Origin of the sequence: Nocardia sp. NPDC049526, assembly GCF_044465765.1 — a bacterium.
In the GTDB taxonomy this organism is placed as follows: domain Bacteria; phylum Actinomycetota; class Actinomycetes; order Mycobacteriales; family Mycobacteriaceae; genus Nocardia.
Genome location: NZ_JBITMA010000008.1, coordinates 54,806 through 75,371, shown reverse-complemented (window position 1 = coordinate 75,371; position 20,566 = coordinate 54,806). Strand labels below are relative to the sequence as shown.

The 20,566-nt window shown below is 64.7% G+C and carries 23 protein-coding genes and 1 riboswitch; of the genes, 11 read left to right on the top strand and 12 right to left on the bottom strand.

Going from position 1 to position 20,566, the window contains the following annotated elements; translation table 11 throughout:
• Positions 1-72: 72 nt before the first annotated feature.
• From ACIBW7_RS24835 to ACIBW7_RS24820, 4 genes are all read right to left on the bottom strand, one after another.
• Entirely contained in the window at positions 73-1,218 is a 1,146-nt protein-coding gene (locus ACIBW7_RS24835; RefSeq protein WP_397050155.1) for a glutamate--cysteine ligase, read from the bottom strand.
• A gap of 13 nt (positions 1,219-1,231) precedes the next feature.
• Positions 1,232-1,918, bottom strand: a complete 687-nt coding sequence (gene sodC / locus ACIBW7_RS24830; RefSeq protein WP_397050153.1) for a superoxide dismutase[Cu-Zn] — start codon at positions 1,916-1,918, stop codon at positions 1,232-1,234.
• Positions 1,919-2,047: 129 nt separating this feature from the next.
• Positions 2,048-2,608 carry a LytR C-terminal domain-containing protein gene (locus tag ACIBW7_RS24825; RefSeq protein WP_397050151.1) on the bottom strand — a complete coding sequence of 187 codons (561 nt, stop codon included), beginning with the start codon at positions 2,606-2,608 and terminating at the stop codon, positions 2,048-2,050.
• Between the two features lie 67 nt (positions 2,609-2,675).
• Positions 2,676-3,023: a DUF3263 domain-containing protein gene (locus tag ACIBW7_RS24820; RefSeq protein ID WP_397050149.1), complete on the bottom strand. Its 348-nt coding sequence runs from the start codon at positions 3,021-3,023 to the stop codon at positions 2,676-2,678.
• A gap of 185 nt (positions 3,024-3,208) precedes the next feature.
• On the opposite strand from ACIBW7_RS24820, the gene ACIBW7_RS24815 reads away from it, so the two are divergent.
• From ACIBW7_RS24815 to ACIBW7_RS24805, 3 genes are read left to right on the top strand one after another with little or no spacing between them, the layout of a single operon-like run.
• Positions 3,209-3,799 carry a peptide deformylase gene (locus ACIBW7_RS24815; RefSeq protein ID WP_397050147.1) on the top strand — a complete coding sequence of 197 codons (591 nt, stop codon included), beginning with the start codon at positions 3,209-3,211 and terminating at the stop codon, positions 3,797-3,799.
• A complete protein-coding gene (locus tag ACIBW7_RS24810) occupies positions 3,792-4,781 on the top strand; it encodes a GNAT family N-acetyltransferase (protein ID WP_397050145.1) in 990 nt (329 codons plus the stop codon). Before ACIBW7_RS24815 ends, ACIBW7_RS24810 begins: the two co-directional genes overlap by 8 nt.
• A gap of 55 nt (positions 4,782-4,836) precedes the next feature.
• A complete protein-coding gene (locus ACIBW7_RS24805; RefSeq protein WP_397050143.1) occupies positions 4,837-5,652 on the top strand; it encodes an exodeoxyribonuclease III in 816 nt (271 codons plus the stop codon).
• A gap of 15 nt (positions 5,653-5,667) precedes the next feature.
• On the opposite strand, the gene ACIBW7_RS24800 is transcribed toward ACIBW7_RS24805, so the two are convergent.
• The 3 genes from ACIBW7_RS24800 to ACIBW7_RS24790 all read right to left on the bottom strand — a co-directional run bounded on the left by ACIBW7_RS24800 (position 5,668) and on the right by ACIBW7_RS24790 (position 8,261).
• Positions 5,668-5,925: a Txe/YoeB family addiction module toxin gene (locus ACIBW7_RS24800; RefSeq protein WP_397050141.1), complete on the bottom strand. Its 258-nt coding sequence runs from the start codon at positions 5,923-5,925 to the stop codon at positions 5,668-5,670.
• Positions 5,922-6,194 carry a type II toxin-antitoxin system prevent-host-death family antitoxin gene (locus tag ACIBW7_RS24795; RefSeq protein WP_327094215.1) on the bottom strand — a complete coding sequence of 91 codons (273 nt, stop codon included), beginning with the start codon at positions 6,192-6,194 and terminating at the stop codon, positions 5,922-5,924. Before ACIBW7_RS24795 ends, ACIBW7_RS24800 begins: the two co-directional genes overlap by 4 nt.
• 144 nt (positions 6,195-6,338) lie before the next feature.
• Positions 6,339-8,261: an acyl-CoA dehydrogenase gene (locus tag ACIBW7_RS24790; protein WP_397050139.1), complete on the bottom strand. Its 1,923-nt coding sequence runs from the start codon at positions 8,259-8,261 to the stop codon at positions 6,339-6,341.
• 139 nt (positions 8,262-8,400) lie between these two features.
• Between ACIBW7_RS24790 and ACIBW7_RS24785 the strand changes: the two genes are divergently transcribed.
• From ACIBW7_RS24785 to fahA, 3 genes are all read left to right on the top strand, one after another.
• Entirely contained in the window at positions 8,401-9,027 is a 627-nt protein-coding gene (locus ACIBW7_RS24785) for a TetR/AcrR family transcriptional regulator (RefSeq protein ID WP_397050137.1), read from the top strand.
• A 136-nt stretch (positions 9,028-9,163) separates the two neighbouring features.
• Positions 9,164-10,420: a homogentisate 1,2-dioxygenase gene (locus tag ACIBW7_RS24780; RefSeq protein WP_397050135.1), complete on the top strand. Its 1,257-nt coding sequence runs from the start codon at positions 9,164-9,166 to the stop codon at positions 10,418-10,420.
• The gene (gene fahA / locus ACIBW7_RS24775; RefSeq protein WP_397050133.1) at positions 10,417-11,592 is read left to right on the top strand and encodes a fumarylacetoacetase; all 1,176 of its coding nucleotides are present in this window, start codon (positions 10,417-10,419) and stop codon (positions 11,590-11,592) included. Before ACIBW7_RS24780 ends, fahA begins: the two co-directional genes overlap by 4 nt.
• Before the next feature lie 4 nt (positions 11,593-11,596).
• On the opposite strand, the gene ACIBW7_RS24770 is transcribed toward fahA, so the two are convergent.
• Entirely contained in the window at positions 11,597-12,283 is a 687-nt protein-coding gene (locus tag ACIBW7_RS24770; RefSeq protein ID WP_397050131.1) for a TetR/AcrR family transcriptional regulator, read from the bottom strand.
• 96 nt (positions 12,284-12,379) lie between these two features.
• On the opposite strand from ACIBW7_RS24770, the gene ACIBW7_RS24765 reads away from it, so the two are divergent.
• Positions 12,380-13,771, top strand: a complete 1,392-nt coding sequence (locus ACIBW7_RS24765; RefSeq protein WP_397050129.1) for a lipase family protein — start codon at positions 12,380-12,382, stop codon at positions 13,769-13,771.
• A gap of 137 nt (positions 13,772-13,908) precedes the next feature.
• Here the strand turns inward: ACIBW7_RS24765 and thiC are convergent, their stop codons facing one another.
• On the bottom strand, positions 13,909-15,534 hold the full coding sequence (gene thiC, locus ACIBW7_RS24760; RefSeq protein WP_397050127.1) for a phosphomethylpyrimidine synthase ThiC: 1,626 nt from the start codon (positions 15,532-15,534) through the stop codon (positions 13,909-13,911).
• A riboswitch (TPP riboswitch) is annotated at positions 15,526-15,652 on the bottom strand. Its footprint overlaps the gene before it by 9 nt.
• Positions 15,653-15,760: 108 nt before the next feature.
• On the opposite strand from thiC, the gene ACIBW7_RS24755 reads away from it, so the two are divergent.
• A complete protein-coding gene (locus ACIBW7_RS24755) occupies positions 15,761-15,955 on the top strand; it encodes a hypothetical protein (RefSeq protein WP_040696654.1) in 195 nt (64 codons plus the stop codon).
• Here the strand turns inward: ACIBW7_RS24755 and ACIBW7_RS24750 are convergent.
• Together ACIBW7_RS24750 and ACIBW7_RS24745 are read right to left on the bottom strand one after the other, a co-directional pair.
• Entirely contained in the window at positions 15,948-16,430 is a 483-nt protein-coding gene (locus ACIBW7_RS24750) for a VOC family protein (RefSeq protein WP_397050125.1), read from the bottom strand. The genes ACIBW7_RS24755 and ACIBW7_RS24750 overlap by 8 nt on opposite strands.
• Before the next feature lie 67 nt (positions 16,431-16,497).
• Complete coding sequence (locus tag ACIBW7_RS24745) at positions 16,498-16,905, bottom strand: hypothetical protein (RefSeq protein WP_397050123.1); 408 nt, start codon at positions 16,903-16,905, stop codon at positions 16,498-16,500.
• 58 nt (positions 16,906-16,963) lie between these two features.
• Here ACIBW7_RS24745 and ACIBW7_RS24740 point away from each other — a divergent pair, with 58 nt between their 5' ends.
• The gene (locus ACIBW7_RS24740) at positions 16,964-17,425 is read left to right on the top strand and encodes a MarR family winged helix-turn-helix transcriptional regulator (protein ID WP_397050121.1); all 462 of its coding nucleotides are present in this window, start codon (positions 16,964-16,966) and stop codon (positions 17,423-17,425) included.
• Positions 17,426-17,482: 57 nt separating this feature from the next.
• Here the strand turns inward: ACIBW7_RS24740 and ACIBW7_RS24735 are convergent, their stop codons facing one another.
• Complete coding sequence (locus ACIBW7_RS24735; RefSeq protein ID WP_397050119.1) at positions 17,483-18,958, bottom strand: MDR family MFS transporter; 1,476 nt, start codon at positions 18,956-18,958, stop codon at positions 17,483-17,485.
• 126 nt (positions 18,959-19,084) lie between these two features.
• Between ACIBW7_RS24735 and ACIBW7_RS24730 the strand changes: the two genes are divergently transcribed.
• The gene (locus ACIBW7_RS24730) at positions 19,085-19,654 is read left to right on the top strand and encodes a TetR/AcrR family transcriptional regulator (protein ID WP_397050117.1); all 570 of its coding nucleotides are present in this window, start codon (positions 19,085-19,087) and stop codon (positions 19,652-19,654) included.
• A gap of 311 nt (positions 19,655-19,965) precedes the next feature.
• Positions 19,966-20,442 carry a DUF1772 domain-containing protein gene (locus tag ACIBW7_RS24725; RefSeq protein ID WP_397050115.1) on the top strand — a complete coding sequence of 159 codons (477 nt, stop codon included), beginning with the start codon at positions 19,966-19,968 and terminating at the stop codon, positions 20,440-20,442.
• Positions 20,443-20,566: the final 124 nt, after the last annotated feature.

Below are 20,566 nucleotides of genomic sequence, written 5' to 3'. Positions count from 1 at the left end.
CCATAGTAAACGGCGGATGAACGCCATCCCCCTGACCAGCTGAACGTCAGCCGACCTTTCGACCAGGCAGAACTACTGGTCCAACTCCTTGACCAGGGCATCGACCACCGCGACCAGATCGCCCTGCGTGCTCGCGGCCACTTTGCGCTGCCGCTGATAGGACGCGCCGCGCTGTGGGATCTCCGCCACCAGTGCGAGTTCGTCCGCACAACCGAGCCGCTTGGCGGTCGGCTCCAACCGCTGCAACAGATCCATCAGATCATCGGTGACCAACCGCTCATTGCTGTCGTCGTCCACGATGACGATCGCATCGAGGCCGTAGCGGGCCGCGCGCCATTTGTTCTCCTGGACATGCCACGGCGGGATGGTCGGCAGCGTCTCGCCGTTGTCGAGGCGCTGATCGAGATCGACGATCAAGCAGTGGATGAGCGCGGCCATGGCCGCGAGCTCCGCGCGGGTCGAGATCCCATCGCAGACCCGCACCTCGATGGTCCCCCATTTCGGCGCGGGCCGGATATCCCAGTGCATGCCGCCGAGCTGTTCGAAAACCCCGGTCTTCATCTCGTCGTGCACGAAATGCTCGAACTGGGTCCAGTTTTCGAATTGGAACGGCAGACCGGCGGTGGGCAGCTGCTGGAACATCAACGTCCGGTTGCTGGCATAGCCGGTATCGGAACCCGCCCACATCGGCGAGGACGCGGACAGCGCCAGCAAGTGCGGATACGACAGCAGCAGCGAGTTGAGGATCGGAAAAACCTTCTCGGCGTGCGAAACTCCGACATGCACATGCACGCCCCAGATCATCATCTGGCGGCCCCACCACTGGGTTCGATCGATAAGCTCGTCGTAATGCTCTGAGCGCGTTAATTGTTGGGCCGACCACTGGGCGAATGGATGGGTGCCCGCGCAGAACAGATCGACGCCGAGCGGATCGGCGGCGCGGCGCACGGTATCCATGGTGCCGCGCAGATCGTCGACCGCCTCGCCGACCGTGTTGTGTACACCGGTGACGAGTTCGACCGTATTGCGCAGTAATTCCTTGGTGACCTGCGGGGTTCCGTCGTAGGAGTGTAGGTCACCGAGCGAATCGAACACGGCCGCAGCAGTATTCGACAGATCGCGGGTCACCTTGTCGACGAGCGCGATCTCCCATTCGATACCGATGGTCGGCCGGGGCGACCCGGGGAAGGGAACCCGCGCGATTGCTGTCCCGGCCATATCGGTGACCTTGCTACTGGATTACACCGCAGGCGATGCGACCGCCAGCGTCGCCCGTCGCCAGTGTGGTGTCGTCCGGGCCGGCAACGCCGTCGGCGCGGACATAACGGTTGGGGATATTGCCGAAGTTATCGGCATCGGCGTGGATCATCAGGGCCTTGCCCTTGATGTCCTCGAGCGTCACCGCATCGGTGGTGGTGACCAGTTTGGCCGTACCGTCGCCACGGACCTCGAGCGAGGTCAGATCGCCGCTGGCCGGATGGGCATTGGCACTGCCGACCTGCAGGTGGCCGCCGGCCGACAGGAAGTCACCCGCCGGACCGCCGGTGGGCGCGACCGAGTTGGGCTCACACTTGCCGACCTGGTGGATGTGCAGGCCGTGGAAGCCGGGGCGCAGGCCGTGCGCCTCGATGCTGACCTGCAGGTGGTTGCCGTCCTTGGTGATATTCGCGACGGCGACCGAGGAACCCGCGGGGTCCTTCAGGTCGACCTTCACTCCGGTGTTGGCATTCGGGGCGCCCGTTTCGGTGCCGGATTCGCCGGCCGACGGGGCGGACGCACCGGTCCACACAGGCGGCGTAGTTCCCTGGACGTCACTCGACTCCTGGCTGTTCGAGCAGGCGGCGAGGCCGAAGACCGCGACAGCGAGCACCGGGGTCACAGTCCGCCAGGACGGGCGAAAAGTTGTGGACGGGGCCATCGGGGGAACTCCTTTACGAGTACCGAGTTTACGAGTAAAGCTGGGTGGACACGTTCGTTACCGGACAAGATGATGCCACGCCCGCCGTGTCGCACCCGTGACCGGGCCGTGTCGCGAGCCCCGCACTGGTCAGTTACCCGTGACAACCACTGTCACACCCGAACCCGACCCGCCGGAGCGTGGCTCGGCGGTCGCGCCCAGTTCATCGGCTATGGCCAGTGCGGCTTCCTTCTCGCCGGGGTTATTGCCGTAATACACAGTCGTATTCGTGAGATTGGGGCCGGGATAGTTGCCGACCTCGGCGACCGTCCAGCCGTTGGCGGTGAGCTCGCCCGCGGTGCGCGAGGCCAGTCCGGCAATGGTGCTGTTGTTCAGAACATGTACCGGGACAGCGCGATTCGCCGTGGTTGTCGTGGGCGTCGTCGTGGTGGTCGACGGCTTCGTGGTGGCCGACGCCGAACTGGTCAGTGCCGCACTCGTGGTCTGCACCGGCGAGTTGGTCGTCGCGACCGTCGTGGCGGCGGCGGCCCGACTCGTTGTACTCGAGGGATCACCCGCCCCCGAGGTATCGGAATCCGAACTCGATAACGACATCGCGCCGAGCCCCGCGAAAACGATGGCCAGTGCGATCAACACCATCGCCAGCGCGCGCAACGGCGGCCCGCCGGAGGTGGGATTCGGGTTGCTCACGCTTATGACCCTATCCGCAAACCGGGCCCTTTGGTCTTTGCGCAGGCTCCGCTTTTACGGCGGCGCGTCATACCTGGAAGCCGAGCCTCCGAGCGGCTCGCGCCTTCTGCCTGCTCGCCCGCAGTCGGCGCAACCGCTTCACCAGCATGGGATCGGCCGCCAGTGCCTCCGACCGATCCACCACCGCATTGAGCACCTGGTAGTACCTGGTCGGCGACATGCCGAACAGTTCACGAATGGCCTCTTCTTTAGCCCCGGCGTATTTCCACCATTGCCGTTCGAAGGCCAGGATGTCGTGTTCGCGACGGCTGAGACCGTCACCGTCATCATCGACCCGCTGGGCTGCCGTGACATCTTCGCTCGCAGAAGGGCCGTCCTGGATCGCGGAAAGATTCAGAGCCGCTGCGCCGTCCATCTTGCTCCCTCGCCGAGTGACCACTAGACGAAAATGATGCTTGTACGTCGCGGATCATTCAACCACGGGCCGCGGGATTGCCCCAGCACTGTCGCGGCGTGTTCGCTACCGGTCGGTAGCGAGTCGCGACCACCCGCGATCGCGGCGGCCGCGACCCCTGCGAGCCCATCGGCAATAATTGCCCCATGGCAATCCTCCCCATCGTGATCGTCGGTGACCCGGTTCTGCACAATCCGACCGAGCAGGTCAGCCAGACGCCGGAGGAACTGGCCGAGCTGATCGCGGATATGTACGAGACGCTCGATGCCGCCAACGGCGTCGGACTGGCCGCGAACCAAGTCGGCGTGCCACTGCGGTTGTTCGTCTACGACTGCCCCGATGTCGGTGCCAACGGTTCGGCCGTGCGGCGCAAGGGCGCGGTGATCAATCCGGTGCTGGAGACCTCGGAGATTCCGGAGACCATGCCGGATCCCGATGACAATGACGAGGGCTGCCTGTCGGTGCCGGGTGAGCAGTTCCCCACCGGTCGCGCCGAATGGGCCCGCGTCACCGGAACCGATGAGCACGGCGAACCGGTCGAGATCGAGGGCAAGGGTTTCTTCGCCCGCATGCTGCAGCACGAGGTCGGACATCTCGACGGATTCCTCTATGTGGACGTGCTGATCGGCCGCAATGCTCGCGCGGCCAAGAAGGCGATCAAGCGGAACGGTTGGGGCACACCGGGACTCAGCTGGATTCCGGGTACCGTGCCCGACCCGTTCGGACACGATGACTGATCCTGCGGGTGATTCGTTATTGCCCGATATCGAGTTGGGTCGGCGCGTGGTGCTGCGGTACCGGTTGCCGGCGGGTTATCCACAACCACTCACTGATGTGATCGGCGAACTGGTTTCGCTGGATCCGCCGACCGTGCGTGCCGCGGACGGGCAGGTCGTCGCGGTCGCGGTGGATCGGGTGGTCGCGATGAAAGCGTTGGGGCCGAGGCCGATTCGCACCAGGGAGATCCGGGCGCTGGAGGCCGCGGCGGCCTACGGCTGGCCCGGTATCGAACAGGGTTGGATCGACGGCTGGCTGCTGCGGGCCGGAAACGGCTATACCAACCGTGCCAATTCCGCTGTGCCGCTCGGCAGCTCGGACGGCCCGGCGGCGCTCGGCGCGGATACGCTGCAGCGCATCGGCGAGTGGTACACCGCGCACGGGCTGCCGGTGCAGATCGCGCTGCCGGATCGGCTCGCGGCGCTCCCGCCGGGTTGGCGGAGTTGGCGGGAAACCCAGCTGCTGGCGATCGATATCGAGAATTTCGTACTGCCGCAGGGGCCGCGGATGGTGCGCATCGTGCCCGCACCCGATGACGCCTGGTTGTCGATGCACCGCTACAGCGGCGAAGATCCTGCGACACAACCTGTTTCGACGCCGCCGGTGGTGCAGGTGCTGACGGCCGTGCACGACGGCGAAGTGGGTTTCGCCTCGCTCGGATTGCCGCAGCCCATCGCGATCGGCCGCGGCGCACTCACCACCGCACCGGACGGCCGCCGCTGGATCGGCCTGACCTGCGTCGCGGTGGCGGCCGAGCACCGCAGGCACGGACTGGGTTCGCTGATCTGCGCGGAGCTGATCCGCTGGGGCGCCGACCGCGGCGCCACCCACGCCTATCTCCAGGTCGAGGCCGAAAATATCGGGGCCATCGCGATGTATCACGAGTTGGGCTTCCTCGACCACCACACCTACCGCTATGCCGCACCGGACGGCTCTCGCTGAACCTACGGTCCTGCGGTACAACAGACCTATAGCCCACTGTGTAAGGAAGGCATCCGTGCGTCTCGCGACCTGGAACGTCAATTCGATCCGCTCCCGCCTCGACCGGGTCGCGGACTTCCTCGACCGCCAGGACATCGATGTGCTCGCGATGCAGGAGACCAAATGCCGCGACGACCAATTCCCGTTCGAGCGCTTCGACGAACTCGGCTATGAGGTCGCCCACATCGGGTTGAACCAGTGGAACGGTGTCGCCATCGCCTCACGCATCGGCCTCGACGATGTGGAAGCCGCATTCCCGGACCAGCCCGGTTTCGACAAGGATGCGGCCGAATCGCTGATCAGCACCCCGATCGTGGAATCGCGCGCACTCGGTGCGACCTGCGGCGGGGTGCGGGTGTGGAGCCTGTACGTCCCCAACGGCCGCACCCTGCACGACCCGCACTACACCTACAAACTGGAATGGCTTGCCGCCCTGCGCGCCAACGGCGCCCAGTGGCTCGCCGAGCATCCGGAGGCGCAGATCGCCCTGGTCGGCGACTGGAATATCGCCCCGACCGACGACGACGTCTGGTCCGTCGAATTCTTCGCCGATAAAACCCACACCTCCCAACCCGAACGCGACGCCTTCAACGCCATCGTCGAAACCGGCTTCGCCGACGTCATGCGCCCCTACGCCCCCGGCCCCGGCGTCTACACCTACTGGGACTACACCCAACTGCGCTTCCCCCGAAAAGAAGGCATGCGCATCGATTTCATCCTCGCCTCCCCCACCCTCGCCGCCCGCACCAAAGACGCGATGGTCGACCGTGAGGAACGAAAAGGCAAGAGCCCCAGCGACCATGCCCCGGTGATCGCCGAATTCACCGACTGATCGCTGACGCCGATCTCATTCGTAGTGGAAGCGGCAGGCGACAATCTTGGCCGTATCATCTTCGATCACATACACAACGCGATGCTCGGTTGTGATGCGACGTGACCAGAACCCAGCGAGGTTCTGCCGCAATGGTTCCGGCTTACCTATGCCGTCGTAGCCGTTGCGGGTGATGTCCTCGATCAGTCTGTTGATTCGTCTCAGCGTTGCCTTGTCGCTGGCCTGCCACCAGAGGTAGTCGGCCCAGGCATCAGGCGTGAACAAGATCTTCACTCCGCGCCCTCGTCGTCGGTTTCGACGAGCTCATGGTGTTCGGTTTCGCCAGCCCGTAACTGCTCGATGGATCGCTCCAGATGACGGGCGTTGGCCGGTGATCCAAGCAGGTATGCGGTTTCCTTCAGCGACTGGTACTCACGCAGCGAAATCACGACTGCAGACTCGCGTCCCGCACGGGTGATGACGACCTCTTCCAGGTCTTCGGTAGCCGAATCCAGGACAGAAGCCAGATTGGCGCGAGCCTCGGTGATGGAGATAGGTCGCATAACGGTCCTCTCGAGCGTTCGTAGTTCCAATGTACTGCATCATGTACATAGAAGCTCGAGCTGCGCCCCTCACACACACGGTCGACTAGTGGATGCTGCCAGGGGCGGCGTTGCCGTCACGGGAACGGATTCCGCGGGGGCGAGCTAGGGGTTCATCTCGTAGTTGCCAGCGTGGGCTCGGGCTCGAGCGAGTACTTGATCGAAACGAGAGCGCGAGGGGATCGGGCGGCGGACGAGGTCTAGGGCGCGGGTCTGTTGAGATTTGGTTGCGGCGGGCTTGGTGTGCAGGGTCAGTGCGTTCTTGGAGAATTCGCGGACGAAGACGTCGAAGATTTGGTCGAGCACATCCGTTGTGGTGCCCTCGATTTCGGCTTGCTCCAGGATCAGCTGGGCATAGGGCACCGCGGTGAACAGTTCGCCCAAGGCGAAGAGGAAATCCACGTCGCGCTGTTGCGTCGTGGTCGGTGCGGCGGCGGCCAGCAGCGTCTGGAATGCGAGCGCCTGTTCCAGGAAGAGGGCGACATTCGGCACGTGCGCGAACCTTTCGAAGACCGGGCGCCAGTCGCGGAAGCGGATTCGGCCGAGGCCGCTGCTGGGGCCCTGCCGGAACAGGAATTCGTCGTCGGCGGCATCGCGGCGCGTGGACACGGGATCGTAACTGGCACCGGCCAATTCGGCGCGCAGCTTGGGTACCGCCGCACCGGCGCGCGGGGTGAGCTTGCGGCTCGACCAGCTCAGCGCACCGGAAACCGCCCGAACCGTGCCCTTCGGCGCAATACCCGCACCGGGCAGGTAACGCAGCGCGACCAATCCGGCGTCGGCGGGATGGAACATGTAGTTGGCCATGAACTTCAGCGACAGCGCCATATTCACATGCACCGTGCCTTCGAGCCGCGGCAGCCCGAAGAGCCCGAGCATCGCCATCGGGAAGTACATATCGTTTTCGAAACCGCGGGCCGCGATCACATCCGCGAGATCCTCGGTGATCCGCTGTCCCTGCCGGGTCACGGTCATTTTCTCGATCGCATTGAACAGCAGGTAGCGACGGTCGTCCGGGGATGCGGAGCGCATGTAGTCGATGGCGCGCTCGCTGTAGAGCTTCATACCGAGCAGCCGCGCGTAGGAATCGGTCAGCAGCGATTGCACCTGCGGGAACTCGGTGACCCGATGCCCGAACAGGATTCGGTTCTCGGCATGGGTAATCGCCTCGTAGAAGGCGTGCTCACAGGCGCCGACCGCACCGAATCCGAGATTGAACTTGCCGACATTGACGGTGTTCATCGCGGCGTGGAAGGCATCCTCGCCGCGATGCAGGATGTCCTCCTCGGCGACCGGATATTTCTCCAGATCGAAGGCCGCCACATACATCTGGCTGTCGACGACATTGCGGCGCAACTTGTAGTTCTTGTGTTTGCTGTCCGCGACGAAGAACAGATACCCCTCGTAATCCTCCTGCGTCGGCTTGCTTTCCAGCGCCTTGGCGCTGTCGATGATCGGTTTGTCGGCCCGGCGACCGAATACCGACACCATGCCCGCCAGATTGCCGTTGCCGATGTAATGCTTACTGCCGGAAGCGGTATACCCGCCGCCACGCTTGGGTGTGAGCACCATATCGGTGGAGTAGACATCCGCGCCGTGCTCCTTCTCGGAGAGCCCGAAGGCGAAGATCTCACCGGAATCCAGTAGCGCGGCGGCCCGCTGCTTGGCGGCCTTGTTCTCGCTCTGCCAGATCGGGCCGAGTCCGAGAATGGTCACCTGCCAGACGTACCAGTAGGACATGCCGTAGAAACCGAGAATCTTGCTCATCATCGCGATCCGGCCGGTATCCCAGCGCTTGTTCGGATCGCCATTGGCCTCGGCCGCCGGGGTGAGGAAGGTGGCGAAGACCCGCTCCCGCTTCACGAAATCGAGGAAGTCGGCGTACCAGATCCGCTCCCGATCGTCGTGCTTCAGCGCCGCCTTACCCCGGCCCTCGAACCACTCCACGGTGGCGCGCAGCAGCCTGCGGGTCTCCGCATCGAACTCGGCGAATTCGCAGGTCTTCGGGTTGAACAGGGTTTCGGTCATCGATGACTCCTCATTGATCCGGACATGCACCGGCCACTTCATTCGCGACTGTAGCATTATTGTTCGTCGGTGTAGGAATTTGATCTTCAGGCCCGGTACCAGGGCGAACCCGGCGACTAACGCTGATATCTTGGTGCCCATGGGTAGCGAGACGGCGGTGCAGCCACGGCAGCGGGCACAGCACTTGGGCCCCGAACGTCGCCGCCCCCAGGTGCTCGACACCGCGCTCGCGATCGCCGTCGAGCACGGCGTCGCGGCGGTAACCATGGCCGCGATCGCGGAGCGGATGAATGTGACCCGGCCCGTGGTCTACGCCTGCTTCCCGGATCGCGTCGAGTTGATCGAGGCGCTCATCCAGCGCGAGGAGAGCTTCCTGGTCGGCGGAGTACTCGAGGTGCTCCCGCCCCGCGATGTCGACGCGGGCGAGACTGTATTCGTCGAAGGCTTCCGCGCACTGCTGGAGAAGGCGGCCGAGCGACCGGATGCGTGGCGGCTGCTGTACGGCAATCCCGATCCGGCCGTTGCGGATTCGTTCGGGCGTGGTCGCAAACTCGCCATCGAGCGCTGCATCACGCTGCTGCGACCGACGTTGCGCGCGTGGGGCACCCAGGACGCCGAGCGCAAGTTGCCGGCACTGGTCGAGCTGTGGGTATCCGCGGGTGAGGGCGCGGTGCGCACACTGCTGGCGGGCGAGGGCGAATGGGATCCGCAGAGCCTCGGGGCCTTTGTCGGGGCGGCCGTGTACCGCGCATTGCGTCACGCCTGACAATTGTTCAGCACTTCACCCCATCACTAGGCGAAATGCCGTAGAAGACGGCAGAGGACCGACAAAATGTCCACCGTACCGGCCCTTCCGGCACTACGATGGAAGCAAATCCAGCGGTCCAGCCGGAGGTGCGGTCATGGCGTTCTATCGGCAGGTGGGAGCGGTGCCGCCCAAGCGGCACACCCAGCATCGAGACGACCAGGGACGGCTCTTCTACGAAGAGCTGATGGGCGAGGAGGGCTTCTCCGGCGATTCCTCACTGCTGTATCACCGCGGCCTGCCGCCCGCCATAGTCGATTCGACGGTATGGGAACTGCCGGACCAGACCCTCACCCCGAATCATCCACTGCGCCATCGACATCTGCGCCTGCACGAACTCTTCCCCGGCGATACCCCGGCCGGAACCGATCCGGTTACCGGCCGTCGACTGCTGCTCGGCAATGCGGATGTGCGGATCTCGTATGTGGTGGCCAAGGGTGCGTCACCGCTGTACCGCAATGCGATCGGCGACGAGCTGGTGTACGTGGAATCCGGTGCGGCCGTTGTCGAAACGGTCTTCGGCACCATCCCCGCCCGGCAGGGCGACCAAGTGCTGATTCCGCGCGCGACCACGCACCGCTGGCTACCGAGCGGCCCGGAACCGCTGCGCGCGTATGTGATCGAAGCATCCGGTCACATCACTGCGCCGAAACGCTATCTCTCGAAATTCGGTCAGCTGCTGGAACATTCGCCGTACTGCGAGCGAGATCTGCACGGGCCGGGGGAACCGCTGGTCGCCACCGGAACCGATATCGAGGTGCTGGTGAAGCATCGACCCGGCGGTCAGGTGGTCGGCACGCGGATGATCTATGCGACCCATCCGTTCGATGTGGTCGGCTGGGACGGCTGCCTGTATCCGCTCACCTTCAATATCGCCGATTTCGAACCGCTCACCGGCCGGGTGCACCAGCCGCCGCCCGCCCATCAGGCTTTCGAGGGGATCAATTTCGTGGTGTGCAATTTCGTACCGCGCAAGGTCGACTACCACCCGCTCTCGATTCCGGTGCCGTACTACCACTCCAATGTCGACAGCGACGAGATCATGTTCTACTGCGGCGGAAACTACGAGGCGCGCAGGGGTTCCGGCATCGGTCAGGGTTCGGTATCGGTACATCCCGGCGGTTATGCGCACGGTCCGCAGCCGGGTGCGTATGAGCGCAGTATCGGCATCGATTTCTTCGATGAACTCGCGGTCATGGTCGATACTTTCCGACCGCTCGAACTCGGCGAAGGCGCGCTGGCCTGCGAGGATCCCGGATATGCGTGGACCTGGTCCGGTCGCGGACCGCAGTCCGACCGACACCGGCAACCGAATCGGCGCCCGCATGCGAATCAGCACCGTGGGCCCGCATGAAGACCCGCATCGAGGTTCCCGACAACACCCTCTTCGGTCCGAACAATCTTCCCTATGGCGTCTTCGCGCCGGAGGGCCAGGACTTCCGGGTCGGTGTGCGACTCGGCGAGCAAGTCATCGATCTGGCTGCGGCACTGGAGGATCCGGTATTTGCCGAGCCGAGTCTCAATGCCTTCATGGCGGCGGGGCCACGTCGGTGGCGGGCGGTGCGCAGCCGGATCCGCGAGCTGGTAGATGACGAAATCCCCAGTGCGGCAGTGCATCTACTGCACGACGTGCGCACCAAGCTGCCGGTTGCGATCGGCGACTACGTCGATTTCTACGCCAGCATCGACCACGCGACGAACCTCGGCAGGCTGTTCCGCCCCGATGCCGAACCGCTGCTGCCCAATTGGCGGCATCTGCCGGTCGGATACCACGGACGTGCGGGCACCGTCGTCGTGTCCGGTACCGATGTCGTGCGGCCCTGCGGCCAACGCCGAACCCACTCCGGCACACCGGATTTCGGACCGTCACAGCGTCTCGATATAGAAGCCGAGCTCGGATTCGTGGTCGGAGTCGGATCCGAACTCGGCACACCCATCGATATCGACCAGTTCACCGAGCACGTCTTCGGCGTCGCGCTGGTGAACGATTGGTCCGCCCGCGATATCCAGGCCTGGGAGTATCAGCCACTCGGACCGTTCCTCGGAAAATCCTTCGCGACCTCGCTCTCGGCCTGGATAACGCCACTGGCCGCCTTGGAGACCGCCCGCATTCGACTGCCGAAGCAGGAACCCGAGCCACTGCCCTATCTGCGGGGCGGCCAGCAGTGGGGACTCGATATCGACCTGGCCGTGCACTGGAACGGCCAAACCGTCTCCCATCCGCCGTATTCCCGGATGTACTGGTCGCCTGCGCAGATGCTGGCGCATCTCACCGCGAACGGCGCCGCCACGCGCACCGGCGACCTCTACGCGTCCGGCACCATATCCGGACCGGAACCGGACCAGCGCGGTTCGTTTATCGAATTATCCTGGGGCGGAGCCGAACCCGTCACGGTGAACGGGCTGCACCGGACCTTCCTGGAGGACGGCGACGAGGTAGTCATCACGGCATCGGCCCGGGGTTCGAATTCGCGGCGCATCGGCCTCGGTGAGGTCCGCGGACGCATCTGGCATGCGCGCGACTGAGCGTTCAACGCGCGGCAGTTCGAACACCCGCATCGACGACGGCGATGAACCGCTGCAGATCCTCGATCAGCGTATCGACCATATCGGGCGCGCCACCGTCGTCATGATGGTGCAGCCAGTCCGCGACGAGTTCGAACATGCCGCCAATGGTCGCCAGCGCCAAGGCGATTCGCCTGCGCTGCTCCTCCGGATCCGATGCCGCCGCACCCGACCACTGCTGATCGAGAAAGCCCGCCGACCAGCGCCGATTACTGCGCCGTTGCCTCTCCACCGCGGGTGAGATGCCGCCCGCCTCGCCGAATGTCACCTTGGCCAGCCGCGGATCATCGGCAATGGCATGCACGAAGGCCGCGATAATGGCCTGCGCGCGCTCCGGCCAGGACAGTTCGGCGGATGCGGTGGCCGCCTCGATGGCCCGCTGCTGAATCTGCTCGGTGATATGCGTGAGCAGCGCGACGTAGCACGCTTCCTTGCTGTCGAAGTGATCGTAGAAACCCTTGGTCCCGACGAACGCGCGCTGACAGATCTGTTCGATCGAAGTACCCGAAAAGCTTTGCTCGGCAAATAGTTCGGTGGCCGCGTCGAGCAGTTGGCTGCGCCGTTGCGCGCTGCGCTGCTCGGCATCGAGACCACGGATGCGGCGCCGCGCCGAAGTCGGATCGGGCCGCGCGGCGGATTTGCTGCGGGTCATACCTCGACGATAGCCGGAGCAGTTTCAGAAAGACTTCTTGTTGGTAATCGGAAGCCGTGTTGTAATCACTGTCACGTCGATGAGGAAGGGACAGACGTGGCAGTGATCAATGGGGATCCGACCCGCAGACCTCTGCGCGGATTGCGCGCGGCGGCCGTGCTGGTATCGATAGCGACGGCATTGACGGCCGGGGGTGTCACGGCCACGCCCGCCACCGCTGTACCTGTGCCGCAAGAAGATTCGTTCTATCAACCGCCGGAGGGGTTCGAGACGCAGGAAGTCGGCGCGATTCTGCGCTCGCGCGAGGTGCACCTGGCGGTGCTGACCGTACTGCCGCTGAGCGTGCGCTCATGGCAGTTGCTCTACCGCAGCACCGATCTGTTCGGACAGCCGACGGCCGCCGTCAGCACCGTGATCCTGCCCGCGGGGGCGGATCCGAACCGGTCGCGTCCGCTGGTCTCGCTGCAGTTCTACTACGACAGCGCCGGCATCGCCTGCTCGCCGTCGTTCGTACTGCAGCAGGGCGCCGGGCTGCCTGGTGTCGAAGGCATCCACTCACAGAGCGAGCTGATCGCGATCGCCGCGCTGATCAGCCAGGGCTGGGCCATTTCGGTGCCGGACTACGAGGGCCTCGACGGACATCTCGCGGTGGCCGAGGAGCCGGGATACCTGACCCTCGACGGCATTCGAGCCGCCGAGCGATTCGAACCGCTCGGCCTCGACGGCGCGAATACCCCGGTGGCGCTGTGGGGCTATTCCGGCGGCGGCATGGGCAGCGGCTGGGCCGCGGAGATGCAGCCGAGCTACGCGCCGGAGCTGAACGTGCAGGGTGTCGCGCTCGGTGCGCCGGTTTCGGATGTCGAATCCCTGCTGCACGTCAACGGATCCATGTTCTCCAGCCTCATCGGCATCGGCGTCTCCTCGCTCTACAACGCCTACCCGAAGTTCCGCGAGGCGACCGATCAGTACCTGACGCCCGAGGGCAAGGCGCTGATGAACCGGACCAACTCGCAGTGCCTGCCACGCAATGCACTGACCCAGATGTTCACCGATTACCAACGGATTCTGACTATTCCGATCGCGCAGTACCTCGCGCTACCGGAAATCCGCGAGGTCTTCGACGCGACCGTCCTCGGCAAACACACCCCGACCGCACCGCTGTTCATCTATCAGGGCGTCCTGGACGAGGCCGTCCCGATCTGGACCACCGATCGCCTGAACCAGCAGTGGTGCGCGGACGGTGCGTCGATCGTCTACAAACGCGACCACCTCAGCGAACACCTGACCCTCCCGTCGCTCGGCATGGCCGATACCTTCAACTGGTTGAAGTCCCGCCTGTCTCCCGATGCGCCGGATCAGGTCGGCTGTCGCACCGAGAACGTGGTTTCCATGCTCGCCGATTTCAATGCCCTGCTCACCCAGATCGAGATCAATCTGAACGCCACCTTCGGCGCCCTCGGTTTCCCGATCGGCCCGCGCGAACGCTGATCACGCAACTCCCTCGGCATCAATTTGTGCGAATCCACTCCTGAGCGGCGGATTCTTCGTGTACCTTCCAGTTAGAAGCCCCGGACCACGCGTTGGTCCGGGGCTATCGCCATTTCAGTGGCCGCCTCGAGCGCTACTCACGACACGACCGGCAAATACACCTGTGCGCCGTGGTCGGCGAATTCGGCGGACTTCTCCGCCATACCGGCTTGCAGTGCTTCGATCTCGGTGAGCCCCTGGCGCGCGGCGTATTCCCGCACGTCGGCGGAGATGCGCATGGAGCAGAACTTCGGCCCGCACATAGAGCAGAAGTGAGCGGTCTTGGCAGGTTCGGCCGGGAGGGTTTCGTCGTGGTATTCGCGGGCGGTATCCGGATCGAGGGAGAGGGCGAACTGGTCGCGCCAGCGGAATTCGAACCGCGCCTTGGACAGCTCGTTATCCCGGTCCTGCGCGTGCGGATGGCCTTTGGCGAGGTCAGCGGCGTGCGCGGCGATCTTGTAGGTGATCACGCCGACCTTGACGTCGTCGCGGTTGGGCAGGCCAAGGTGCTCCTTGGGAGTGACATAGCAGAGCATCGCGGTGCCCGCCTGGGCGATGATGGCCGCGCCGATGGCCGAGGTGATGTGGTCGTAGGCGGGTGCGATATCGGTGGCGAGCGGGCCGAGGGTGTAGAACGGCGCCTCCTCGCACAGCTCCTCCTCCAGCCGCACGTTCTCCACGATCTTGTGCATCGGCACGTGCCCCGGCCCCTCGATCATGACCTGTACGCCATGCGATTTCGCGATCTTGGTCAGCTCACCGAGGGTGCGCAGCTCGGCGAACTGGGCCTCGTCATTGGCATCGGCGATGGAGCCGGGACGCAGGCCGTCACCGAGGGAGAAGGTCACGTCGTACTTCGCCAGGATCTCGCAGAGTTCGGCGAAGTTGGTATACAGGAACGACTCCTGATGATGCGCCAGACACCATGCGGCCATGATGGATCCGCCGCGCGAGACGATGCCGGTGACCCGCTTGGCGGTCAGCGGCACGTAGCGCAGCAGCACACCGGCGTGCACGGTCATATAGTCGACGCCCTGCTCGCACTGCTCGATTACGGTGTCGCGGTAGATCTCCCAGGTGAGCGCGGTCGGATCGCCGTTCACCTGCTCCAGCGCCTGATAGATCGGCACGGTGCCGACCGGGACGGGCGAGTTGCGCAGGATCCATTCGCGCGTCTCGTGAATGTTCTTGCCGGTGGACAGATCCATGATGGTGTCCGCGCCCCAGCGGGTGGCCCACACCATCTTCTCCACCTCCTCCGCGATCGAGGAGGACACGGCCGAATTGCCGATATTGGCATTGATCTTCACCAGGAACTTCTTGCCGATAATGGTCGGCTCCAGCTCCGGATGCTTGTGGTTGGCCGGGATGACCGCACGACCAGCGGCGACCTCGTCGCGCACCAGTTCCGGCGTGACGCCCTCACGCGCGGCGATGAAGCGCATCTCGGGGGTGATGATGCCCTGCCGCGCCCAGGCCAGCTGGGTCGGCGGACCTTCGATCTCAGGCTTGGTCCAGCCGTCGCGCAGCTTCGGTAGCCCGGCCTCCAGATCGATGGATGCCGTGTCGTCGGTGTACGGGCCCGAGGTGTCGTAGACGTCGAAGTGCTCGCCATTGGTCAGATTGATCCGACGCACCGGAACGCGCAGGTCATCGACCCGTTGGTAATGCTTGACGCTGCCTTCGATCGGACCGGTGGTCACGGAATCTACAGGTGTGCCCATGAATATCCTCCCTACGCCGGCATTACCCGGTCAGGTTCATACGGTCGACGGCCCTGAACGCCCGAATTGGGCTAGCCGTCCTCTCAGCCCGCTGGTGCGAGCCCCCGTTGGTGTGTGAAATTTTCCCGCCCGACCATACCTTTCCACGTCCGCGCCCCGCTGGGCGATCGGAGGAACATACAGCGAAGCACCCGAGGCCCGACCGGGCGCCGGTAGATTCCTCAGGGTGAAATTCACCCTGGAGGTAGATCTGGACGTCCTGCCCGACGGCGTGGCCGCGCCGGCCGATCTAGCCGATGAGCTCGGCCGGATCCTGCGCTATTGGGGCGGAAATATGAAGCACTACCAGATCACCGAGGGTGACAGCTCCGCGATCTACAACTCCGGATACCGCGAGGTCGGCTCCTGGCAGATCAGCTGATCTTGCCCGCGTAGGCGTCCCGCATCCCTTGCAGGTCGATCTTCTGCATACCGAGCATCGCCTGCATGGCGCGGTTCGCGGCCGCGCGGTCGGTACTCGTCAACAGGGTGTCGGCTTCCACGGGCCAGATCTGCCAGGGGATACCGTATTTATCGTTGAGCCAACCACATTCGATCGGCTGGCCGCCGTCGGCGAGCAGTGCCGTCCAGAGTCGGTCGACCTCGTCCTGGCTGTCGCAATTCACCAGCAGCGACATGGCGTGGGTGTAGTGGTAATCGCCGCCACCGTTGATGGCGGTGAACTTCTGTCCGTTGAGTTCGAAATCGACGAGCATCGTCAGCCCGGCTTCGCGCGGACCCACCTCGGAGTAGGGCACGACATTGGTGATCTTCGAATCCTCGAACAGCGAACAGTAGAACTCGGCAGCCTCTTCGGCCTGGGTGTCGTACCAGAGGTTCGTGACGATCTTCTGCATGGTGGTCCTCCCGATCGGTGTGCCTGTATCAGTGCCGACGGTGCTGGCGGACGGTATTCATCGCCCGTCAGTAGGACTGGAGCTCGATCAGGGTACCCGCTGGGTCGCGCAGGTGTGCTGTGCGCAGGTTCGGACCCCAGTTCGGTCGATCGGCCGCGGCGGCGGCAAGGGTCGCGCCGTTGCGCAGGCAGAGGTCCAGGCCCGTGTCGACGTCGGGTACTCGGCAGACGAACATCACGGCATCCTGTGCGGGCGCGGCGGTGCAGGGCAGATCGGTGGTGCCGACGACTTCGGACATCACGCCGCGATCGAAGAGCACGAGTACTGCTTGGTCGTCGACATCCCAGTTCGCGTACGGGCCCGCCGCGGTGCCCTTGATCAGCTTCGCGCCGATGAGCTCCGGGAGGACGGTGTTGTAGAAGTCGAAGCATTCGGCGAAACGGGTGACGAGCAATCTCGGGTACAGGGCGTCCACGCGGTCTCCTTATTAGTAGGTGCAAACCTATCGTAGGTTCCACCCTATAATTAGTCGCATGGATTCCGCGCGTGCACTTCCGCCGAGCCTGCTCGGGCTCGAGACCTACCTGCTGTCGCGGGTCGGCAAGGTCGCGCGGGGACGGTTCGCCGATCGGCTCGCGGCGCGCGGACTTCGGCTGTGGCATATGGCCGTACTCGCCGCGCTCGCCGATTTCGGGCCGCATGCGCAGCGCGATCTGGGCATGCGGCTCGATATCCATCCGAGCGATGTGGCGAAGATCGTCGATGAATTGACAAGTGCCGGCCAGGTCGAACGCACTCGCGATCCCGCCGATCGTCGTCGAATGTCGGTGCGGATCACCAGGACCGGCCGGGCCTTGTTGCGATCCCTCGAGAAGGAGGCGGGACAAGCACGCGACGAGATCCTGGCTCCGCTGCGTCAGGATGAACGAATTATGCTGGCGGACATGATGCTTCGACTGTTCGAGCACACTCATCCGGACGCCGTGACGGATTGATCGTCGATATCGTGCCTGCCCGATCCCAAGCGTGATCGGGCAGGCACGATGGCAATCTCAGGCAGCGGCCTTGCTTTCGGGCTTGCCGAGGGCAACCGGCTCGGGAGCCTTGCCGCGCAACGGAACTTCTTCGATGAACCAGGCGATCAGGAAGCCGAGTGCGCAGATCGCGGCGGCGGCCAGGAAGACGTGTCCGGTGCCGGTGGCGAAGGCCGCGAGGTAGCCGTGCCCCTCGGTGGGCACATGGCCCTGTAGCGACCCGGTGAACAGGGATCCGAAGGCCGCGACGCCGATTGATCCGCCCAGGGTTCGGAACAGTGTGACCGCACCGGATGCCGCGCCGATGTTCGCCATTTCCACGCTGTTCTGTGCGACGGCGGTGGACAGCTGCATCGAGAAGCCGAGTCCGGTGCCCATCAGCGCCATGGCGAAACCTGTTGTCAGACGACCGGTTTCGGCGTCGATGGTAGACAACAGTACTGCGCCCGCAGTGAGGAAGAGCCCGCCGAGGATGAAGAAGATCTTGTAGTTGCCGGTCGCGGTCATCCGCTTCCCGACGATCTGGGAGACCACCAGCAGCGGCACCATCATCGGCAGCAGGAGCAGTCCGGAGTTCGCGGCCGAGGCGCCCTGCACCGTCTGCTGGAACAGCGGCAGATACAGCACCGAGCCGAACATGACCACCCCGCCGACCAGGGCGGTCAGTGCGGCAAGGGTGAGATTACGGGTGCGGAAGATCCCCAGCGGGATCACCGGGTCGACCGCCCGGCGTTCGATCACCAGGAATGCGGCCGAGGCCGCCACCGCGAGCACCGCCAGCCCGATGATCTGCGCCGAGAGCCACGCGTAGTCGACACCGCCCCAGGTCGCGATCAGCACCAGGGCTGCGATCGCGGTCGTCAGCGCGAGAATGCCCGCGTAGTCGATGGTCACCTTCCTGCGCGCGACGGGCAGTTCGAGCCGCCACCACGACCAGGCGAAGGCCACCAGCCCAAGCGGAATATTGATATAGAAGGCCCAGCGCCAGTCGAGACCGTCGGTGATCACGCCGCCGAGCAGCGGTCCGCCGATGGTGCCGACGGCCATCGTGGTTGCGGTCATGCCCTGATACTTTCCGCGTTCGCGCGGCGGGACCAGCGCGCCGATGACGGCGAATGCGGTGACCGCGATACCACCCGCGCCGAGGCCCTGCAGTGCCCGGAATCCGATGAGCGCGGACATCGACCAGGACGCGCCCGCCAGCACCGAGCCGATCAGGAACACGCCGATGGCACTGAGGAATACGGTCTTTCGGCTGTAAAGATCGCCGAGTTTCGCCCATACCGGCGTCGAGATCGCCGACAGCAGGGTGTAGGCGGTCACCACCCAGGCGACGTGCGACAGTCCGCCCAATTCGCGCACGATCGTCGGCATCGCGGTGCCGACGATCGCGTTGTCCAACATTGCCAGCAACATCGCCAACAGCACCCCGGCCAGTACCAATCGGATCGGTCGCGTGGGCGCGGTCTTCGTCTCGGTCATTTCTGCGGACATGGCCGCTCACCTCCTTCGAGTCTCGGCAGCTGGGAACCCGCCGACGGCTCCAGAAAATCACAGTCGATACAAAAGTACAACTGCTCCGACTTTAGTGCCGATAGCCTAATCGGGTACAGTTGCGGCATGACCGCGACGATCGGGCGCAGGGAGCGCAAGAAGGCGCAGACGCGGCAGGCACTGGCCGATGCCGCGACAAAGCTGTTCACCGAACGCGGCTACGACAATGTCGGCGTCCGAGAGGTCGCCGAGGCGGCGGATGTATCGCTGAGCACGCTGTTCAAGCATTTCCCCAGCAAGGAATCACTGGTCTTCGACCTGGACGCGGATGTCGAGGCCGACCTGGTGGCAGCCGTGCGCGACCGGCCCGCCGGACAATCGGTCATCCACGGGCTGCGCGACTATCTGATGCGCACCCGCACCGCGCGCAACGACGATCCTGGAATCGTCGCCTTCCACCGCCTCGTGGACTCCACCCCCGCGCTGCGCGAGTACGCGCACCAGATGCTGCTGCGCCACGAATCCGCATTGGCGGACGCGATCGCCGAGGCGACCGGCGCGCCGGCGGGCGATCTCGCGGCCGCGGGACTCGCCCACTTCGCACTGGAAACCGCCAAAGTCGCGAGCGCCAGGGAAGATCCGGCGAGCGCGTTCCGCGAGTTGTTCGATCTGCTCGAAAACGGTTGGCGTCAGTGACTTCCGCGCCCTGAAATCTCTTGGGCGCCGATCACATTCATAATCCACGCCAGGCTGTCCGGCGCTTTCCGGCGGGACCGCCGAGACCAGTGCCGCTGCGGCGGCGATGATCGCCGCGCCAGGCGCTGCGCGAATCAGCCGCCGCCGAGGACCCCTCTGCTCGCCGATCCATATTCCGTCGGCATCTCAGCCGACAACAAGCTACCGAGCCGGATGGTTCAGCGGCGTTCGGAATTCCGATACGGGTTGACCAAAAGTTCTAGCGTTGCTAGATTCTCTAACAACGCTACAAGCAGAGAACGGAACAGCTCATGATCACCACACTCATCCAGGTCGTCGCCATCGTCTCGGTCCTCGCGAACGCCGTCGTCTACGGCACCGATGCCTGCTTCGCACTGATCACGCGGTCGGTGTACGACAAGCTGGACGACCGGACCGTCACCATGTCGGCGGGCTGGGGTCACTACTACGGCGACCGCCGGATGCCGATCGTCGGCATCAGCGGTGTGGTAACCGCCGTTGCGGCAACGGCTCTCGCGGCGATCAGCGGCCACGCGGCAGCGGCGATCGCGGCGGGTATCGCCGTCGTGGCGCTGGTGACCTGGCTCGGAATCTACGTTCGGGTGGCGAAGCCGGTGAACACCCAGCAGACCGCCGCGGCGCACTCCGGCGTCATTCCGTCGAATGCCCGTGCGCTGCAGGACAAGTGGAACAGTGTGATCAACGGCCGGGTGGCCCTGCAGTTCATCGCCGTCGCCGCACTCTGCGCCGCGATCGCCCTCGCCTGACCCACCTCATCGAAACCCTGTGTCGGGGGCCCCCCCCCCCGGGGGGGGGGGCCCCCCGGGGGGGGGGGGGGGGCCGCCCGCGGGGGGTGGGACTGGGGGGGCACAAACCGAGCGAGCCACAAAG

What these genes read in the sequence shown, in the direction of transcription:
- ACIBW7_RS24835 (WP_397050155.1), bottom strand. Translation starts at nt 1,218, where the DNA reads ATGGCCGGGACAGCAATCGCGCGGGTTCCCTTCCCCGGGTCGCCCCGG.
- sodC (WP_397050153.1), bottom strand. Translation starts at nt 1,918, where the DNA reads ATGGCCCCGTCCACAACTTTTCGCCCGTCCTGGCGGACTGTGACCCCG.
- ACIBW7_RS24820 (WP_397050149.1), bottom strand. Translation starts at nt 3,023, where the DNA reads ATGGACGGCGCAGCGGCTCTGAATCTTTCCGCGATCCAGGACGGCCCT.
- ACIBW7_RS24815 (WP_397050147.1), top strand. Translation starts at nt 3,209, where the DNA reads ATGGCAATCCTCCCCATCGTGATCGTCGGTGACCCGGTTCTGCACAAT.
- ACIBW7_RS24810 (WP_397050145.1), top strand. Translation starts at nt 3,792, where the DNA reads ATGACTGATCCTGCGGGTGATTCGTTATTGCCCGATATCGAGTTGGGT.
- ACIBW7_RS24795 (WP_327094215.1), bottom strand. Translation starts at nt 6,194, where the DNA reads ATGCGACCTATCTCCATCACCGAGGCTCGCGCCAATCTGGCTTCTGTC.
- ACIBW7_RS24790 (WP_397050139.1), bottom strand. Translation starts at nt 8,261, where the DNA reads ATGACCGAAACCCTGTTCAACCCGAAGACCTGCGAATTCGCCGAGTTC.
- ACIBW7_RS24785 (WP_397050137.1), top strand. Translation starts at nt 8,401, where the DNA reads ATGGGTAGCGAGACGGCGGTGCAGCCACGGCAGCGGGCACAGCACTTG.
- ACIBW7_RS24780 (WP_397050135.1), top strand. Translation starts at nt 9,164, where the DNA reads ATGGCGTTCTATCGGCAGGTGGGAGCGGTGCCGCCCAAGCGGCACACC.
- fahA (WP_397050133.1), top strand. Translation starts at nt 10,417, where the DNA reads ATGAAGACCCGCATCGAGGTTCCCGACAACACCCTCTTCGGTCCGAAC.
- ACIBW7_RS24770 (WP_397050131.1), bottom strand. Translation starts at nt 12,283, where the DNA reads ATGACCCGCAGCAAATCCGCCGCGCGGCCCGATCCGACTTCGGCGCGG.
- thiC (WP_397050127.1), bottom strand. Translation starts at nt 15,534, where the DNA reads ATGGGCACACCTGTAGATTCCGTGACCACCGGTCCGATCGAAGGCAGC.
- ACIBW7_RS24750 (WP_397050125.1), bottom strand. Translation starts at nt 16,430, where the DNA reads ATGCAGAAGATCGTCACGAACCTCTGGTACGACACCCAGGCCGAAGAG.
- ACIBW7_RS24740 (WP_397050121.1), top strand. Translation starts at nt 16,964, where the DNA reads ATGGATTCCGCGCGTGCACTTCCGCCGAGCCTGCTCGGGCTCGAGACC.
- ACIBW7_RS24735 (WP_397050119.1), bottom strand. Translation starts at nt 18,958, where the DNA reads ATGTCCGCAGAAATGACCGAGACGAAGACCGCGCCCACGCGACCGATC.
- ACIBW7_RS24730 (WP_397050117.1), top strand. Translation starts at nt 19,085, where the DNA reads ATGACCGCGACGATCGGGCGCAGGGAGCGCAAGAAGGCGCAGACGCGG.
- ACIBW7_RS24725 (WP_397050115.1), top strand. Translation starts at nt 19,966, where the DNA reads ATGATCACCACACTCATCCAGGTCGTCGCCATCGTCTCGGTCCTCGCG.